This window comes from Psychrobacter sp. 1Y10 (genome assembly GCF_052259005.1).
Lineage (GTDB): Bacteria > Pseudomonadota > Gammaproteobacteria > Pseudomonadales > Moraxellaceae > Psychrobacter > Psychrobacter saeujeotis.
In genome coordinates, this window is the sequence record NZ_JBQQES010000001.1 from 376,925 (window position 1) to 393,369 (window position 16,445).

The 16,445-nt window shown below is 42.7% G+C and carries 16 protein-coding genes; 4 read left to right on the forward strand and 12 right to left on the reverse strand.

Annotation, left to right across the window (positions count from 1 at the left end):
* Nucleotides 1–115: 115 nt before the first annotated feature.
* The 3 genes from ACTXGH_RS01625 to ACTXGH_RS01635 are packed head-to-tail and all read left to right on the forward strand — an operon-like array spanning nt 116 to nt 2,487.
* Nucleotides 116–952, forward strand: coding sequence for an amino acid ABC transporter substrate-binding protein (locus tag ACTXGH_RS01625; protein WP_439261693.1), 837 nt, complete (start codon nt 116–118; stop codon nt 950–952).
* Nucleotides 952–1,689: an amino acid ABC transporter permease gene (locus tag ACTXGH_RS01630; protein WP_439261692.1), complete on the forward strand. Its 738-nt coding sequence runs from the start codon at nt 952–954 to the stop codon at nt 1,687–1,689. The genes ACTXGH_RS01625 and ACTXGH_RS01630 overlap by 1 nt, the downstream gene beginning before the upstream one ends.
* 54 nt (nt 1,690–1,743) lie before the next feature.
* Nucleotides 1,744–2,487, forward strand: coding sequence for an amino acid ABC transporter ATP-binding protein (locus tag ACTXGH_RS01635; RefSeq protein WP_299217208.1), 744 nt, complete (start codon nt 1,744–1,746; stop codon nt 2,485–2,487).
* Between the two features lie 159 nt (nt 2,488–2,646).
* On the opposite strand, the gene ACTXGH_RS01640 is transcribed toward ACTXGH_RS01635, so the two are convergent.
* The 11 genes from ACTXGH_RS01640 to uraD all read right to left on the reverse strand — a co-directional run bounded on the left by ACTXGH_RS01640 (nt 2,647) and on the right by uraD (nt 13,389).
* Complete coding sequence (locus ACTXGH_RS01640) at nt 2,647–3,594, reverse strand: DMT family transporter (RefSeq protein WP_439261691.1); 948 nt, start codon at nt 3,592–3,594, stop codon at nt 2,647–2,649.
* Between the two features lie 262 nt (nt 3,595–3,856).
* Nucleotides 3,857–4,516: an anthranilate synthase component II gene (locus ACTXGH_RS01645; protein ID WP_439261690.1), complete on the reverse strand. Its 660-nt coding sequence runs from the start codon at nt 4,514–4,516 to the stop codon at nt 3,857–3,859.
* Nucleotides 4,517–4,549: 33 nt separating this feature from the next.
* Complete coding sequence (locus tag ACTXGH_RS01650; RefSeq protein WP_439261689.1) at nt 4,550–5,968, reverse strand: anthranilate synthase component I family protein; 1,419 nt, start codon at nt 5,966–5,968, stop codon at nt 4,550–4,552.
* Nucleotides 5,969–6,033: 65 nt separating this feature from the next.
* Nucleotides 6,034–6,309, reverse strand: a complete 276-nt coding sequence (locus tag ACTXGH_RS01655) for a Trp family transcriptional regulator (protein WP_439261688.1) — start codon at nt 6,307–6,309, stop codon at nt 6,034–6,036.
* Between the two features lie 226 nt (nt 6,310–6,535).
* Entirely contained in the window at nt 6,536–7,372 is an 837-nt protein-coding gene (locus ACTXGH_RS01660) for a bifunctional allantoicase/(S)-ureidoglycine aminohydrolase (protein ID WP_299217194.1), read from the reverse strand.
* A gap of 99 nt (nt 7,373–7,471) precedes the next feature.
* Nucleotides 7,472–8,032, reverse strand: coding sequence for an ureidoglycolate lyase (locus ACTXGH_RS01665; protein WP_439261687.1), 561 nt, complete (start codon nt 8,030–8,032; stop codon nt 7,472–7,474).
* 42 nt (nt 8,033–8,074) lie between these two features.
* Nucleotides 8,075–9,067: an allantoinase PuuE gene (puuE, locus tag ACTXGH_RS01670; protein ID WP_439261686.1), complete on the reverse strand. Its 993-nt coding sequence runs from the start codon at nt 9,065–9,067 to the stop codon at nt 8,075–8,077.
* A gap of 266 nt (nt 9,068–9,333) precedes the next feature.
* Nucleotides 9,334–10,845, reverse strand: coding sequence for an NCS1 family nucleobase:cation symporter-1 (locus tag ACTXGH_RS01675; RefSeq protein ID WP_439261685.1), 1,512 nt, complete (start codon nt 10,843–10,845; stop codon nt 9,334–9,336).
* A gap of 202 nt (nt 10,846–11,047) precedes the next feature.
* Nucleotides 11,048–12,388 (reverse strand): urate hydroxylase PuuD, encoded by a 1,341-nt coding sequence (locus ACTXGH_RS01680; RefSeq protein ID WP_439261684.1) that lies wholly within the window; start codon nt 12,386–12,388, stop codon nt 11,048–11,050.
* 67 nt (nt 12,389–12,455) lie between these two features.
* Nucleotides 12,456–12,824 (reverse strand): hydroxyisourate hydrolase, encoded by a 369-nt coding sequence (gene uraH, locus ACTXGH_RS01685; protein WP_299217180.1) that lies wholly within the window; start codon nt 12,822–12,824, stop codon nt 12,456–12,458.
* 43 nt (nt 12,825–12,867) lie between these two features.
* Entirely contained in the window at nt 12,868–13,389 is a 522-nt protein-coding gene (gene uraD / locus ACTXGH_RS01690) for a 2-oxo-4-hydroxy-4-carboxy-5-ureidoimidazoline decarboxylase (RefSeq protein ID WP_439261683.1), read from the reverse strand.
* A gap of 231 nt (nt 13,390–13,620) precedes the next feature.
* Here uraD and ACTXGH_RS01695 point away from each other — a divergent pair, with 231 nt between their 5' ends.
* Nucleotides 13,621–14,283 carry a TetR/AcrR family transcriptional regulator gene (locus ACTXGH_RS01695; protein ID WP_439261682.1) on the forward strand — a complete coding sequence of 221 codons (663 nt, stop codon included), beginning with the start codon at nt 13,621–13,623 and terminating at the stop codon, nt 14,281–14,283.
* 123 nt (nt 14,284–14,406) lie between these two features.
* Here ACTXGH_RS01695 and ACTXGH_RS01700 read toward each other — a convergent pair whose 3' ends face one another.
* The gene (locus tag ACTXGH_RS01700; protein ID WP_439261681.1) at nt 14,407–15,846 is read right to left on the reverse strand and encodes a uracil-xanthine permease family protein; all 1,440 of its coding nucleotides are present in this window, start codon (nt 15,844–15,846) and stop codon (nt 14,407–14,409) included.
* Between the last annotated feature and the right edge of the window lie 599 nt (nt 15,847–16,445).

Genomic DNA, 16,445 nt, shown 5'->3' on the forward strand with positions numbered 1-16,445 from the left:
TCGGGCAGCCAGAGTAGGATATTGCCAAGAGTGAGTTATATTTTGCGGCAACATCGATGGTTTGTTTAACTTGGTCCGCTCATTACATTATTTTCTTACCTTATAAGGACGCCTTATGAAACGTCGTAATCTTTTAGCCCTTGCTGCCAGTACCGTACTGCTTGCCGCTTGTGGTCAGTCACCTACCAATGAAGCGGAAACCAGTGCGACCGATAATGCTGCAACCGAAGGCTCCGATTTGCTACAACGTATCAATAACGGCGGCACGATCAATGTCGGTACAGAAGGTACTTACCCACCGTTCACTTATCACGATGAAAGCGGACAGCTAACTGGTTATGATGTCGAAGTGACTCGTGCAGTCGCTGACAAGCTAGGCGTTGACGTTGAGTTTAAAGAAACCCAGTGGGATGCCATGCTGGCAGGCCTTGATTCTGAGCGTTTTGATATAGTCGCCAACCAAGTAAGCTTGACGACGCCTGAGCGCCAAGCGAAATACGACCTCGCTCAACCTTATAGCTGGTCAGGTGCTGTCGTCTTAGCAGCAACCGATGACAATCGTTATAGCTCATGGGAAGCATTGAAGGGTCTGCGTAGCGCGCAATCATTGAGCAGTAACTATGGTGAAATGGCAGAGCGCTATGAAGCAGAAATCGTTCCTGTTGATGGAATGGCGCAAGCAATCCAGCTGGTGAAGCAGGACCGTGCTGATTTCACAATGAATGACCAACTTGCTGTACTAGACTACCTAAAAAAATTCCCAGACAGCGGCCTAGAGATTAAATTGGAGGCTCCTGCTAGTGAGCAGCGTGGTTCAGGTTTAATACTGCTAAAAGGTGATGATGCTGTCGTAGAAAAGCTGAATGAAGCGATGGGTGAGTTGCAAGCAGATGGCACGTTGACTGAGCTTAGCGAAGAGTTCTTTGGTGCTGATATAAGTCAACAAAAATAATGCTAGCGTCTATAACGTCGATGTTGGCTGATTTATTGGCATTGTTGCCGTTTATGAGTCCTGATCGGGCGCAAATCGTTATTGATTCTTTTTGGCCGATGCTAAAAGGCGGTATTTATTATTCGATACCGCTGGCATTGATATCATTTGCTATTGGTATGATGATTGCGCTGACAGTTGCGCTCATTCGTATTGTGCCGCGGACAGGCTGGTTTCATAAGATTATCTATAGACTGGCTCGCATCTATGTGTCTGCTATTCGCGGTACACCGATGCTGGTACAACTATTTATTATCTTTTATGGTTTGCCAAGCGTTGGCCTCAAGCTTGATCCGTTTCCCTCAGCGATTATCGCCTTTTCATTGAATATTGGAGCCTATGCATCGGAGACCGTGCGTGCAGCGATTTTATCGATTCCTAAAGGCCAATGGGAAGCAGGGTCAACCGTTGGCTTGACGTATTTGCAGACCTTTCGCCATGTGATCTTGCCGCAAGCACTACGGGTATCGGTACCACCGTTATCCAATACTTTTATCAGTTTGGTCAAAGACACCTCATTGGCCTCACTGGTACTGGTTACCGAGTTGTTTAAAGAAGCCCAGATTATCACCGCACGTAACTACGAGTTTATGCTGGTCTATACCGAAGCGGCATTTATATATTGGGGTATTTGTCTGTTCTTGACCTTTATTCAAGGTAAGCTTGAAACTAGGCTTGATCGTTACGTGGCTAAGTAGTTCATTGACTCATTCACCAGCAGTTTTAGTATTATTAGCACAACAGGAACCTTTATGATTCAAGTCACCAATATTCACAAAGCCTTTGGTCATAATCAAGTGCTCAAAGGCATCGACTTGACCATCGAAAAAGGTAAGGTAGTGGTGATACTTGGGCCATCAGGGTCAGGTAAAACAACTTTTTTACGCTGCTTAAATGCGCTAGAGATTCCTGATCAAGGTGTCATTGCTTTTGATGATGACAGTTTGACGATTGATTTTGCTACTAACCCTAAGAAAAAAGCACTACTGGCGCTACAACGCAAATCTGGTATGGTGTTTCAGTCTTATAATTTGTTTCCGCATAAGACGGCGATTGAAAACTTGATGCTCGGACCGACTATCGTACAAGGTCAGAGTAAAGCGCAAGCTCGCGAGCAAGCTTTAGCATTGCTAAAGAAAGTTGGTTTATCTGAAAAAGCTGACCTGTATCCCTTTCAGCTGTCTGGTGGCCAGCAGCAGCGTATCGGTATCGCGCGGGCGCTGGCGATCGAGCCGTCATTATTGTTGTTCGATGAGCCAACGTCTGCACTTGATCCAGAGCTAGTGCAAGACGTGCTTGAGACCATGAAGCAGCTGGCATCTGAAGGCTGGACGATGGTCGTGGTGACCCACGAGATTAACTTTGCTCGTGAAGTGGCAGATCATGTGGTTTTAATTGAAGACGGTTATGTGGTCGAAGAGGGTAGTGCCAAGCAGATGTTTGAGCTATCAACACACCCACGTACACAAGCGTTCTTACAGCGTATAGAGCAGTAGTGTCGCTAAAACAGCCACAATTATCTATTGAATTCTGACGGCTCAAAACCTTCTTTTCTAGTAAACGATGAAGTAATAGAAGTAACACCTCTTTAACGATAATATCATGGCTAAGGGTTTAGCTCTTTATCGACTATAAGCGCTCACAACTTTTAATCACTACACTTTTTGTCGTCTTTTTAGCCAACGCGGTACACGAGTCGTCGTACCGTTTAAGAGAGCATTTAATAAAGCTGCCAGCAAAATGAGTACCACGCCCACATACTGTATCCACGACAATGATTGATGTAGTAGTAGTATTGCTAACGCAATGGCAGTCAATGGCTCAAAGATAGTAAACACCGATGCTCGCGTGGCGGGAAGTTTTACCAATGCTTTCATGTAAAGTGCAAAGGGCGCCACTGTCCCAATCAAAGACAGTCCTAAAGCGTAGCCCCAGGTACGTAGTGGCAAGCTTAGTAATTGCTCGTAAGTTCTATAGGTCTCGGGCAATAAGAGCAATACGCTTGCACTGATGATGATAGAGGTAAAAAACACTAAAGGTGCGGGATGAGCGTAGTGCATAGCGCGTTTGCCAAGTACGCCATATAGGGAATAACACACACCTGATAGCAGTCCGAGCACGATACCCCAATTGATTTGCGCCTCATCACCAAGCATCGTTAATCCCACACCAAATACCGCCATGAGTGCCAGTAATGCCGACTGCCGTGTAATAGACTCGTTTAATAAAAAAGCCGAAAATAACAGACTAAAAACAGGTGCAGTATAAAGCAGAGAGACTGCAGGGCCAGCACCGACATAAATAACGGCAAAGAAATAACAGATCGACATACCCAGTACGCCAATCAACGATTGCAGCGCCAGTCCCAGCCACTGCTTTGGACGCAGTTTGATTAAATAGGGCCATAGTTTTGGTAGCATAACAAGAATAAGAAGAGCGGCAGTCACGACGCGCAAGATAGTAATCTGCCAGCCACTAAAGCCGATTTGATTGAGGTAGGTAGAAAATATTCCCAAAGTACCCCAACAGACAGCGGCTGTAATGATTTGGATGGTGCCTATCCACGATTGCCGCGCTGACATTATGCTATCAGTATTTGCCATATCGCTCTCTATTGTTATGTATTATCAAACTCGAAAAACAACCTCTTCAAGCTTTTTCTTCATTACCATGCTGAAATAATAAAAGACAACCTGATTAAAGGCTGCCTTTTGTTCGTCTTTTCAGTCTATCATGAAAGTGTGACTAACGCGCTAACACAAGTTGATAAGTCATCATTAAATAGATACCAGCGACGAGTGCGAAGTGGCAGAAAGTAAAGAGTATCTATACCAGTAGCGCGTAATTATACTTACTTAAAACAAACTACACTTGCAATAAAAAATTGGTAAGTAGCCGTTTGGCGCCTTCGGTGGCAAAGGACTCAGGGTGAAACTGCATGCCCTGAATTGGGTATTCTTTATGCTGCAATCCCATAATCTCATCTCCTGCAAGCGCTGACTCAGCCAAGCTTAAATGATGGTATGCATCATTTGCAATGACAGCTGTGACGCTTAAACACTCAGGCAAAGTATCTGCTCGTACCATAAGTGAGTGGTAGCGCATGATTTCAAGTTCTTGCGGCAAGCCTTGGTAGACACCTGCGTCATCATGGCGAATGGCTGAGACTTTGCCATGCATCGGTACGCTAGCTTGAACCACATCTCCGCCAAATACATGAGCGATACCTTGCATGCCTAAGCAAACACCCAGTAGTGGCACCGTCTTACCCAGTGTCTCAATTACTTCTGCACAGATGCCAAAATAGGCTGGATCATCGGGGGAGCCAGGGCCGGGTGAGATGATAATACGGTCAAGATTCATCGCTTGTACGTCAGGCAAAGTAATCTCGTTGTTGCGTTTAACGATGACGTTTGCAGCGTTAGTGCCGTCTTTATCATCATCCATGGTTTGCAAAATCTCGCCGATATATTGATATAAGTTAAAGGTAAAGGAGTCGTAGTTGTCGATAATTAAAACGTTCATAAGTCATAAGCTCTTTACTGAGATATAGGAAAGTTAGGCGGTCATAAAGCTGTCTAACACCACTTTCATGGCAGAAAGCTTACGCTGAATCTCAAGATATTCATCAGCAGGGTTGGAGTCGTAGACATTGCCGCCGCAAGTTTGCGCGTAAGCGGATTCACCATTGATAAATAGACTACGAATAGGAATAGCAAAAATACAATCGCCATTAAAATTAAACGAACCAAGCGCGCCGCCATAAGCACCGCGACCATCAGGCTCTAACTCATTGATGACCTTAATAGCCTCTACTTTTGGTGCCCCTGATAAGGTGCCAGCGGGAAAGTTGCTGGCTAGAGCGCTAAACATATCTTCATTAGGGTGCAAAATCCCAACGATTTCAGAAGAAATGTGCTGGACATGTGAGAAGCGTTTGATGTCCATTAGACTGCGTACTTTTACCGTGCCAAAGCGCGCGACGCGGCCGATATCATTACGGTGCAGGTCAACAAGCATATTGTGCTCGGCAATCTCTTTAGCATCATTTAGTAAGGCACGAGCAAGCTTACGGTCCTCCACTATATCGACGCCACGCTTAGCGGTGCCTGCGAGTGGGTAGGTCTCCATCTCACCTTGACGTAAGCGAAACAGCAGCTCAGGGGAGGCACCAATGATGCACTGCTCGGCAAATTTCATAAAATACATATGTGGTGACGGATTGACCGCCCGTAGCTTTTCATAAATCGGCATTTTGTCACCAACGATACGGTACTTTGACTTAAAGCCGACCTCGCACTGAAAAATACGACCAGAGATAATGTCTTCTTTGACCTGCATCACTACCTTGGCATGTTCTTCTGAACTCATGCCATCGCCCAAAAAATCAACTCTGGGCGCTTCATAGCTAGGCGCTGGCTCATCAAGTAGGGCTTTGATTTGCTCAATACGATTGTCTTGCTGAGCAGTCGGGTAATAAAAATAGAAGATTTCCCCGGTCATTTTGTCTAGCGTCAATCCATCTAAATACACGCCAAATTTAAAGGGTTCAAAATCGTCACTGGGCTTAGCATTAAGACTTGGCTCAAAAAAATTGACACTGTCATAACCTAAATAGCCGACCAGCCCACCGCTTTGGTCACGAGCAATGACATGCTGCGGCGTAATTTTTCGCAGCAACTGGTAAGGGTTGCCAGTCTGATAATGTTTGGTATTCGCTGTTTTATTATCAGTGATAGCCAGGGTAGTGCGGTCAATGGCTGCGATAGTCATAACTGGATCAAAACCGATGGCATGGTGACGTGCCATATGACCATCTTCGCCCAATGACTCGAGTAGATAACAGGTCTCAAAAGCACGCTCAATACGTTTAAATAGCGCGAAAAAATCGATATCTTGTGTCAGTTTGATGCGTTGTGGTTTGCTGGGAATATCAATCGCAGCAGGATGATCATGTTGGGATATAGAAGAGCTCATAACAATGTCCGAGGAGATTTATAAATATTGGCAAAAAATAGATTCAAGTTGTGTGATCTTATTTATTAAGCATCTTGTCTATGGGTCGCTAGTAGCGCACTGACATCATGACTTTGCATCACTTTGGCCCCACGCGAGACAGTGGCAATACCGACGCCTAATTGTTCAGATATCTCACGCTGAGTCATACCGTGTGCTAATAGATCAAAAATACGAATACGATTGGCGATTTCTTGCTGTTCTTTATCAGTCAATAACGCACTAAATAACACGTCAATAGCGGTACTGTCACTGCAATTTGCTAAATGAGTTAATAAACTGTGATAGGGATCAATGCTCATGGTATTTAATCTTTATGATAGTAGGATGAATAATATACTGTTTCAGTATTCTAGTGCAATAGTACATGGAAAACAAGTACAGTTATTGATTGTTTTACCAGTACTTGATCAAAGAACTACTTTATTATGATTCAATTTGCTATAAAAACAAAAAACCAGCTAATGGTTATTAGCTGGCTCTATTATGGAGTAGTATGTATTTATAGCGCTTATTACTCAAAGTTACCTATCGTTCTGGACGAATAAACGGCATATGACGGTTCACATCTTTATAGAGTAAGTATCTAAACGGTCCAGGACCGCCAGCGTAGCAAGACTGTGGGCAGAACGCACGCAGCCACATAAAGTCACCCGCTTCAACTTCTACCCACTCAGCGTTTAAGTGGTAGACCGCTTTACCTTCTAGTACATATAAACCATGTTCCATCACATGAGTTTCATCAAATGGAATCACACCACCTGGCTGGAAAGTAACAATGTTTACATGCATATCGTGACGCATGTCTGATTGCTCTGTAAATCTAGTGGTTTTCCATACACCTTCTGTACCTGGCATTTCAATCGCTTCGACTTCGTGATCGCTGGTGACAAAGGGTTCAGGCACATCAATACCTTCTACAAATTGATAAGCTTTACGTATCCAGTGGAATTTAACATGCTTGTCGCCATTGTTTTTCAACGACCATTTGCAACCAGGTGGTAAAAATGCATATCCACCCGCTTCAAGATGATGTGATACGCCTTCTATGGTCATGTCCATCTCACCTTCGACGACGAATATGACACCTTCAGCCTTTGCATCTAGCTCAGGTTTTTCTGAGCCGCCATTAGGTTCAACTTCGACGATATATTGTGAAAAAGTTTCAGAAAAACCTGTCAGTGGGCGTGCAATCACCCACATGCGCATACCTTGCCAAAACGGTAGGTAGCTGATAACAATATCAGTGAGCACACGTTTGGGAATGATGGCATAAGCTTCAGTGAATATAGCGCGGTCAGATAGTAATTGCGTTTGCGGAGGCAAGCCGCCTGTAGGGGCGTAATAAGTACTTTTTGTTGACATAATTGATGTTCCTTAGCAGTTTTGTGTCACGATAAATTTGTATTTAAACTCATAGAGCAAAGAGGAGTTATATCTGTAAAATTATGAATCATCTAACTTCTAAACAGTATTAGCCTTTGCTCTATTTGACCTAGCTTGCTCAGTAGCGACATCAATGCAAACTTCCCAATCATCAATCTCAAATTCATGGCAGTTATTGCCCTCACCATTAATGCGATCGATAACTAAAAAGTCACAATCAGCGTTTAGAGCAAGTAGCGGATGATGCCAAACGTTAGCGTCATATTGAACGCCCTGATGCGAATAAGCATAAAAAACTTCTAAATCATCAGCTGATTTAGGTGGATCGCCTGGTTTGGCCACGACGACTAAATAGTCTGTTGAATTCATAGAAAAAAAAGCTTGTGTACCAAACGGATGATATTCCATAACTGATAGAGTAATAGGGCAATCACGTCTTTTAGTACGGAATATACTAAGACCAACCTCTCCGCCGTCAAGAGCAACTTTTGTGATGGAGTCATGACGACAAGCATAACCGCGATTGATATCCCAGCTATTTTCGGGGGTTTTTTCTTCATCGCTATAAGGCTCAATCACTGAGCCATATGGCTTAAATGCAGCTTTAGTTAAAGGCTGAGCAATTATCGTAGTTTTCATAAGTTCACCTTTATGACAATTAACAATGTCATTCATTATAGATTACATCCAATTAGCAGTATTGTCATCTGTGGCAGGATGATTTTCGTACCAATGTTTGGCGATTTCATCGCGGCGGCAGACCCAAACATCAGGCTTGCTGGTGATGTATTTTAAAAATTGTTTGAGCGCAGTAATACGGCCAGCACGGCCAATAATACGGCAATGCAAGCCAATGGTTAGCATTTTTGGTGCGTTTTTGCCTTCTTTGGCACCTTCTTCATAAAGGGTATCAAAACTGTCTTTTAAATACTGATAAAAGGGTTCAGCATTGGTAAATCCTGGACTTGACGCAAAACGCATATCGTTGGTTTCAAGGGTATAAGGAATAACCAAATGCGGCTTGCGGGTTAGCTGACTGCCTTCTTCTACCTTCACATTGAGCCAGTAAGGTAGTTCATCAGCGTAGGAATCAGAGTCGTAGATATAGCCACCTTGCTCAGCGACCAGCTCACGTGTATTAGGGCTATCACGCCCAGTGTACCAACCTAGTGGCTGACCACCGAGCATGCGATTAAAGATTTCAGTTGCTCGGCGTACATGTTCACGCTCCGTCTCACGATACATGTATTGATAAGTGATCCAGCGTAGTCCGTGGCTTGCCACCTCATGCCCGTCTTCTAAAACACGCTCAATAATGTGCGGTGTCTTTTCAGCAGCAGAAGCACAAGTAAAGGTGGTAATTGGTAGACCATATTCTTTAAAAACATCTAACACTCGCCAAACGCCCACACGGCTACCGTATTCAAAGGCAGACTCGATAGACTGGTGACGGTTGTTAAATTCTGGTGTCCCTAAAACATCCGATAAAAAGCGCTCAGACTGACCATCGCCATGCATGACACTGTTTTCTGCGCCCTCTTCGATATTTAGGACGAACTGCACCGCTATTCTTGCACCGCCTGGCCAGTTTACTTGTGGCGGATTGGCACCATAGCCTTTTAGATCGCGGGGGTAGGCATCATGATTAAAATCGCTGGTAATCTTTTTTGTCATTTTGTTTAATCCTTTATAAAAACAGAGCAGTATAGTCGCTCGAAACTTACTAACTAAAAGAGGATAAGAACGCGATAAAAATATAATAGAGCGTTATCGCGTATTTATTACGAGTTGAATGTTATCGATTGAGCGTTATGAGTAGGCTTCATTAGTGATCTAACCGTTTTGATATTGTAGCAACGCCTATTGAGCAAATAGTCAGTACAAAGATAAGATCGTTTGTACTGACTTTTACAAGCAGGCTTATTTTTATACTGTGGTTCTCATTCTACTATTGTGTCAGGATCTACTGCATAAGAGCGCATCAAGACCCAATATACGACACCCCCTAATGCGGCACCTAACAAGAAACCATAGCCTTCAAGCTTGGTAAGCGCTGGTATCAGCACCGTGGCAATAGAGAATAAAGCACCGATGGCAAAGGCGATAAGCGCACGAATGTTCCAGCCTTTGTAGTAATAATAAGCGCCTGTTGGCTGATCAGAAAACAAATCATTCATATCGATATGTTGACGTTTAATCAGGTAGTAATCGATTACCAAGATTCCAAAAAATGGAGCGATGATGGCACCGACAGCATTGACAAAACCAACAATACCGATCTTACTGATGAATGATAACCACAGTGCGCCAACAAAGAAGGCGATAATAGCAGTGATTAAGCCGCCCCTACGAAAGTTAATATGTTTAGGGAACAAATTGGCCAAATCGTAAGCTGGAGGAATAAAGTTTGCGACCATATTGATACCGACCGTAGCAGCAAAAAAGGTCACCGCCGCAACAATAGTCAAGGAGAGGGTGTCCACTCTATCAACAATGTCCGATGGATTGGTCAACGCTTCACCAAATATGACCAAGGTACCAGCAGTAATGACCAAAGCGATGAAAGAGAAAAACACCATATTAATGGGTAGACCCACTAAGTTACCTAAGCGCATATCACGCTCGCTGCGTAGAAAGCGTGAGAAATCCCCGAAGTTGATGACGACTGCGGCAAAGTAAGCAACCATCGTACCGACGATAGCAGTAAATGCTTGGATGGAGTTTCCACTGTAATCACTGCCACTTGCAAAGATAGAGTTGATGGCTGGTAGCAACTCAGAACCTGACTGATACCAAATAACCGCCATAAGGACGACCATCACAACATAAACCAGGGGACCTGCCCAATTTAAAAAGTGCTTGATTGGCTCAATACCTGCCCAAAATAGCAGAATCTGAAATACCCAAACAATCACAAAAGCAATCCATGCGGTACTGTTTAAACCTAAAAATGTTGTATCCGGACTGCCTATAAAGATTGCCAATAAGATGGCGACTGCGGTCGAGGCAAAGTAGGTCTGCACCCCATACCAGAAGATACCGATAATAGCGCGTAAAATAGCAGGTAAATTGGCACCGTTGATGCCCATGCTGGCACGTATCAATACAGGAAAAGGAATACCATATTTGACACTAGGCTTACCAGTTAAGTTCACCATCCACATGACGATAAAGCCTGAACAGATAATGGCTGCCATAACCCACCAACCACTCAAACCATAGCTCAAAAACAAAGACGCAGCAAGGGTATAACCAAATAAACTTTGGATGTCATTAGACCAGACATTAAATATCGCAAACCAGCCCCAGTTGCGCTGTTCTGGCTGTAACGGTGCTAAATCTTCATTGTATAATCTGGAGCTTTTACGCTCGGGATTAAACTTATTACAGTCATAGAGAGCCGTGTTCTTATGAGTATTCTGCTGACTTCCTTGTCGCTCATTATTAGACATCCTTTTCTTCCTTTAGATTAGAGTCAATCGTAACTGAGATTGTTAACACTTAATAATATCCATTGTTAACACTTTAAGGATGTCTAAGTCATTGGTCAAGATAATTTTTGACTTAACTGAATGAATAGCGACAACGTTGTAAACGGTAAGTAATCATGAGCTTAGCATTATTACTTACACCATAAGAGTCGGTATTTGAAAACTACAAACCTGAAGTGTAAGCGACGATCTGCTGACGTTCTTCATCCGTTAATTGCGTAATGTTGCCTAGAGGCATATAGCCACTTTGTACTGCAGTGACGATTTTGGCTTTGTGAATTTTCATATCTTCAGGCGTTTGAAGGATGATGCCTGCTGGCGGGGCAGCAAATCCTTGTTGAGTCGGCTGCACGGCATGACACGTACTACAGCGCGTATGCACGACAGCCATGATAGCATCGTCAGCTGAGGCGGTAACTGGTACAGTTTCAGCAGCGCTACTATCATTAGCACTGTCAGTAGTACTGGTCGTGTCAACGGCTGCAGCATTTTCTACTTCAGTATCTGTACTAGCAGTCGGTGGCGTGCTGTCAGTCACTGCAGGTGCAGCAGCGACTGGAGCTGTAGCAGCAGGCAATGGCTTAATTGGGGCTGGACGCATCCAAATAATTAATAATAACGTTAATAGCGCAGGAATCCATAAGAATTTTGTTTGAGTATTACCTAAATGCTTTTGGTTAAAATAGTGTCTTACAAGGGCTGTGATAATACCTACAAATACTAAGATTAACCAACCATGCTCATGAGAATACATCATCGGATAGTGGTTACTAATCATGGTAAAAATAAGCGGTAAGGTAAAATAGTTGTTCATCAGTGAACGGTTTTTTGCTTGTAGAGCTAGATCAGCAACTTCTTTACCTGGTTTTTCACCGCGCCGCACACAATCTACAAGTGCTCGCTGAGCTGGCATGATGCCAAAGAATACGTTACCTGCCATCACAGTACCTAAAATGGCACCAATATGAATAAAGGACGCGCGATCGCTGAACAGCTGATACGAACCCCACGTTGCAATAATTAATAAGGTAAAGATAGTCGAGCTAAATACAAAGGCATTTTTGCCTAGATGACTGCGAACAATCACTTCATAAATAAAGTAACTGCCAAATAAAAATAGTAAGCTTGTTGATATGGCACCAATGCCACTACCAAAAGCGATTTTGCTTGGGTCGATGAGATAAGCGGTGGCGTTGGCATAATAAACAATAGAAAGCATCGCCATGCCCGTCAACCATGTCGTATAAGCTTCCCATTTAAACCAATGCAAAGTTTTGGGCATCTCTTCAGGTTCAAGCTTATATTTAGCAATCTCATAGAAACCGCCGCCATGTACAGCCCATAAGTCGCCTGAAATACCTTTGTCGGTTTTCCATTGTGGTGGCTTACGAAGGCTAAGATCTAACCAAACAAAATAAAAGGACGCACCAATCCATGCAATTCCAGCAATAACGTGAAACCAGCGAAAAAATAAAGCGACCCAATCGAGAAGATATGCACCCATATGGCAAATGTCCTTTTGTCCAATGTTCTTTCATTCAGTATGTTCTTACACTGAAATGTAATAATTTTTACGAACCGCGATAGGTACTGTAGCCATGTGCGCTTAGTAATAGCGGTATATGATAATGACCATTGTCACTTATCATAAAATCGATAACCACTTGCGGATAAAAAGCTGTTAGCTTTTGTGCGTCAAAATAAGTTTGAGTATCAAACGTTAATGTATAACGACCAACATCTAAATGATATTCGGCAATGTCAATAGTCGGGTCAAAAGACCAGCTATCTGGTGCTACGCGACCATCAGCGTTGGTGACCCCCTTGGCCAATAGTGATGCCTCACCGCTTGCGTTTACACGATGGAGCGTCACAGCGATGTCAGCGGCAGGTTTGCCAAGATGGGTGTCTAAGATATGTGATGAGAGAGTACCTGACATGATAATTCCTTTTATTTATTGTACAAGTAAGACGAAGTTTAAGTTAAGCTGTGCCCAGTAGTTTTTGTAGGCGCAAACGCGTAATTTTGTTTTGCTCATTAGCAGCATTAACCAGCTCAGTAGCGCGATCGTTTGGTAGGCGTGCTAACAATAGGTCCAGCATTTGCTGTGCGCTTTTACCCGTGGCAAATACGATAAAGATAAAACCAAACTTATCTAGATAGTCTTGATTACCTTGAGCCAGTGCTGCAATCACATCATCCTCGGCATCATTTGCGCCTGATTGTTCATGCGCAGCGCTATCTTGAGTATTGCGGTATTTTTCTTTTAGTGAGTCGACATTACCGATTTGCGGATGACCGTCAAAGGCCTCAAGCAGATTTGCTTCAGTCGTTTGAGCCTGTTGCCATGCTTCATCGCTATAAGTGAGTAAAGCATCTATATCTGTAAAAGGACGAGCATTCGCCACTTTCTGTGCCCAGCTGGTGCTCGTGCAACAGGTTAAGAGACATGAGGTCGCCTTTTCTTGCGAGAGAGTATTAAATTGCTGTAAAGTTAAGCTCACAACGAAATCCTTTTCTTTTTATACAAAAGTAGTATTACTTAAGTAGTTATTGCTTTAATATTACCTATTCTGCTTAAACCTGACCATTTGGTCAACTACTTTATGCGAAATACTTGTATTTATCTTACTATGTTCTATAAAAACTAAAAATTGTTCTATAAAAACCAACAATTCAACTCATTTGTTCACCAGAACATAGCTACTCAACAATAATACCTAATGGTTTAAAATATGGCTCATCAAAATCAAGAAAACATCTCATCCGCCTTTGAAGCATATACTCATCGTAGTCAACAAGATATACGCGCGCAAAATCAGGCACTGATTTTGTCAGCGGCTGAAGAGGAGTTTGTTCTACAAAGCTATCGCGGTGCCACCATGCAAGGTATCGCTGATCGAGCAGGGTTACCAAAAGCCAATATTCATTATTATTTTAAAAATAAAAAAAATCTGTACAAGGCTGTGCTGCATTCTATTATTCAAGAATGGAACGAGGGGCTGATTACCATGACAGTGGATAGTGATCCCAAAGTCGTTATCGAAAAGTTTGTACGTACCAAGCTGCATCAGGCATTTGCCAATCCAAACCGACATAAGCTGTTCGCGCTTGAGGTCATCGGCGGTGCACCGCACCTCCATGATTTTATGTCGACTACGATGAAAGAGTGGGCACTGGATAAAACGCAGGTAATGAAGACATGGCATGAACAAGGCAAAATAAGCGTTGTTGATCCATTACAATTGCTGATTCTGATTTGGGCGACAACTCAAAGGTATGCTGAATTTGAAACAGAAATCGTCGGTCTAATGGAGAAAAATGCTTATGATAAGCAAGATGAAGCACGAGCGGCTGAGTTTTTGGTACCGTTTATCTTGAAAGGCTGTGGTCTTTAATGGCTTGTATAGTCAATACGAAAAACCCTATTAACAATGGAGCTGTATGAGTGCTTTATCGTTAAACAGGTACTAAAAGTACAGCAAGCCCTTCTTGCTGTACTCAATTAAATGAAGGGCAAATTATAGCGCCTGTCTTTCGACCTCATTTTTACTCTGAGGTGATTTGTGTACAGGTTTCAAGCCATCCTCATGATGCTGCTCATCAGTATCGTATTCAACACCGAAGCTCTTCGGTAAAATCATATCAAGCATAATAGCTACTATACCTGACATCGTCACTGCTGAACCAAAGATATTGCGGAATAGCTGTGGCATTTGTGCGAATACATCAGGTACAAATGCAACCCCCAAGCCAAGGCCTAAAGATGTGGCAATGATTAAAATGTTGCGATGAGTAAAGTTCACTGTTGATAGAATACGAATACCAGCGGTGGCCACGGTTGCAAACATTAGCAAGGTTACTCCGCCAACAACTGGTTTTGGCAGCTGAGTAAATATAGCGCCCAAGATAGGAAATAAACCCATAAAGAATAAGATACCAGCGACATAGAAGCCAACATAACGACTGGCAATACCTGTCATCTGAATAACACCGTTGTTCTGACTAAACGTAGTGACTGGGAAGCTGTTAAATATGCCAGCAATGGCGGAGTTGACACCATCACCTAATACCCCACCTTTAATACGTTTTTCGTATATTGGACCTTTAATAGGCTCGCCTGAGATCATTGAGGTCGCAGTTAAGTCACCCGCAGTCTCAATACTAGTAATGATATACATAAAGGCAATAGGAATAAACGCCTGCCAATCAAAACCAAAACCAAACTTAAAAGGAATAGGTACAGTCAATAGTGGGGCTTCAGCGACTAAAGAGAAGTCGATACGACCCATAAATGCTGCTATCAGCAAGCCTAACATCAGACCAATAAAAATAGCGCTTGAGCGAATAACTTTATTGGGTACGATACTAATAAGCACTACGCTCACTAAGACACCGCCACCTAGTAACAAGTTTGGTATGCTACCAAAATTTTCAGCACCAACACCGCCTGCTAGATCGGTTAGACCAACTTTAGTGAGTGACAGACCGATAGTGACAATGACACAACCAGTGACGATTGGGCTCATCAGGGACTTAAGTTTAGTGATGAACTGGCTTAAAAAGATTTCAACGAATGCTGCAAGGAAGGTGATACTAAAGATGACCGATAAAATCTCTTCAGGACTTCCCCCTTTGTTTTTGACTACAAAACCTGCCGCCAATACGGCCGCTAAGAAACCAAAGCTGGTACCTTGTAGTGCCATAAGGCCTGAGCCTACAGGGCCGACCTTGCGAGTCTGAATAAAGGTAGCAACCCCAGATACCATCAGGGCCATACTGATAAGGTAGGGAATATGTTCACCCAGACCTAAAACACCACCAATGATTAATGAGGGAGTAATAACGCCGACAAAAGCGGCTAAGACGTGCTGTACGGCACCTAAAAATGCTTTTGTAGGGGCGGGACGATCATGCAGACCGTATAATAAATCAGGGTTTCCTTGAGTGGTCTTACTCATCTGGGCTTCCTCCTAGAGTGACTTTTTAGTCCAATCCTTATCAGAAATATTTAGTAATACAGGAAGTGTGTAAGCTAGAACTCCCTATTCGCTTAAAACTATATAACGAATCGTATTGCCTATCTATCCAACAAAGAGTCGCACTGATCCTTGTGCTAATTAATAAAACCGATTAGCCATTATTAATAGTTAATTTACTATAAAAGAGTTATAACAGTCGCTTGCTTAAAGTGTTACGCAACCAACTGTATGTAGCTGATTTATAACTTCTTTAAATAGCACTAACTATGTCAATAATCATCTATTTATTAATGTCATTAACTATAATACCTAAAAAACCTGACTATATGGTCAGATATCTTAGCGTATAACGAAAAGGTAGCTAATTGCAATGTTTTTCTAATATTAAATTCTCATATTAATTATTGCCAAAATGTTATTACTCCGTTATCATACTTGCCATTATTTAAATGTTAATCATTATCATTAACATTTACAATATTCTTATTATATGTAATTAACTGATTACGATTGAAGCTTTAGTTGTTGTAAAACCAATCTTGTTAAAAGCAGATAAGTATTTAAAAGGTGAGTTAGGG